General features: G+C 58.7%; 1 protein-coding gene. It reads left to right on the forward strand.

Annotation, left to right across the window (positions count from 1 at the left end; all coding sequences use genetic code 11):
• Positions 1-108: 108 nt before the first annotated feature.
• Positions 109-1,608, forward strand: a complete 1,500-nt coding sequence (gene istA, locus ROE7235_RS19510; protein ID WP_121097704.1) for an IS21 family transposase — start codon at positions 109-111, stop codon at positions 1,606-1,608.
• Positions 1,609-1,730 lie beyond the last annotated feature (122 nt).

Genomic DNA, 1,730 nt, shown 5'->3' on the forward strand with positions numbered 1-1,730 from the left:
TGTGAATCCCGGAGACAAAATGCCCACAGAAACGGTCTGATGATCTGACCGTCGCGGAGTAAAATTCCGCAATCTGACACCTGAAGCTGATGAGCGGAGGGTGGGGAGATGTATTCTGTGGACTTATACAACCGTGTCCGTCGGGCGTGCCATGTTGATGGTATGAGCAAAAGTGCAGCTGGTCGTCTTTTTGGGATCGACCGCAGAACGGTGGCAAAGATCCTGCTGCACTCGGTGCCCCCAGGGTATCGGCGAACTGCTTTGCCTGTCCGCCCGAAGCTTGATCCGTTCATTCCGATTATCGATCAGATCCTGGAAGACGACAAACGGGTTATTAAAAAGCAGCGTCATACTGCCAAACGTATCCATGCCCGGCTTCGGGACGAGCACGGTTTCTGCGGCGGCATCACCATCGTCACGGATTACGTTCGTGAGAAGCAGCGGCGGACGCGGGAAGTGTTTGTCCCACTTGCTCACCTGCCGGGCCATGCTCAGGTTGATTTTGGCGAGACGCTTGGTGTGATTGACGGGGTCGAGTGCAAGCTGCACTATTTTGCGATGGCGCTGCCGCATTCGGACGCGTTCTTCATAAAGGCCTATCCTGCCGAGACCACCGAGGCGTTCTGCGATGGGCACAATGCCGCCTTCGCATTCTTCGGCGGCGTGCCGTTGTCGATCCTGTATGACAACACTTCAATCGCTGTTGCCAAGATTTGCGGTGATGGAAAGCGGGAGCGAACCAGGATCTTTTCCGAGTTGCAGTCGCATTATCTGTTCGACGATAAGTTTGGTCGTCCGGGGAAGGGCAACGATAAAGGCAACGTCGAAGGCGTAATCGGCTACGGGCGACGGAACTTTCTCGTGCCCGCCCCACGGTTCAACAGCTTCGATGATCTCAACGCCTGCCTGGAAGAACAATGCCTGAAGCGCCAGGACGACACCGTGCGTGGTCATTCAGAGCCGATCGGCGAACGCCTGTTGCGCGACCTGGATGCGCTGATGGCTCTGCCGCCCACGCCCTATGATGCCTGCGAGAAGGTCAGCACACGGGCGACGTCGATCTCGATGGTCCGCTATCGCACCAACGATTATTCCGTCCCGGTCGCCTACGCACACCACGAGGTTCAGGTCCGGGGCTACGTCCATGAGGTCGTCATCGGCTGCGGCGCTGAGGTGATCGCCCACCACCGCCGGTCCTACGAGAAGGCTGACATGGTCTTCGATCCAATGCACTACCTGCCTCTGCTGGAGCAGAAGGTCGGCGCATTGGATCAGGCGGCGCCGCTGCAGGGCTGGGACTTGCCGGATGAGTTCGCCACCCTGCACCGGTTGCTGGAAGCGCGGATGGGCAAGAAGGGCAAACGCGAGTACGTGCAGGTTCTGCGTCTGCTGGAGACCTTCGAGATGGCCCATGTCCATGGCGCCATCAAGTACGCTCTGGGTCACGGGACCATTGGCTATGATGCGGTCAAGCATCTCGTGCTGTGCCGGATCGAGAAGCGCCCGCCGCGGCTTGATCTCGACATCTATCCCTATCTGCCCAAGGCACAGGTCGAGACGACGGACCCGGCCAGCTACAAGGTGCTGATGTCCGGAACAGCGGCATGACCGATACCCCGCAGGTCCTGCTGCAGCACCATCTCAAGAAGCTGCGCCTGCCGACCTTCAACAGCGAGTACGACAAGCTGGCCCGGCAATGCGCCGCAGAGAACAAGGATCATGTTCACTAC

Source organism: Roseinatronobacter ekhonensis (assembly GCF_900499075.1).
In the GTDB taxonomy this organism is placed as follows: Bacteria; Pseudomonadota; Alphaproteobacteria; order Rhodobacterales; family Rhodobacteraceae; genus Roseinatronobacter; species Roseinatronobacter ekhonensis.

Coding starts and splice junctions, on each gene's coding strand:
- istA (WP_121097704.1), top strand. CDS start 109: ATGTATTCTGTGGACTTATACAACCGTGTCCGTCGGGCGTGCCATGTT.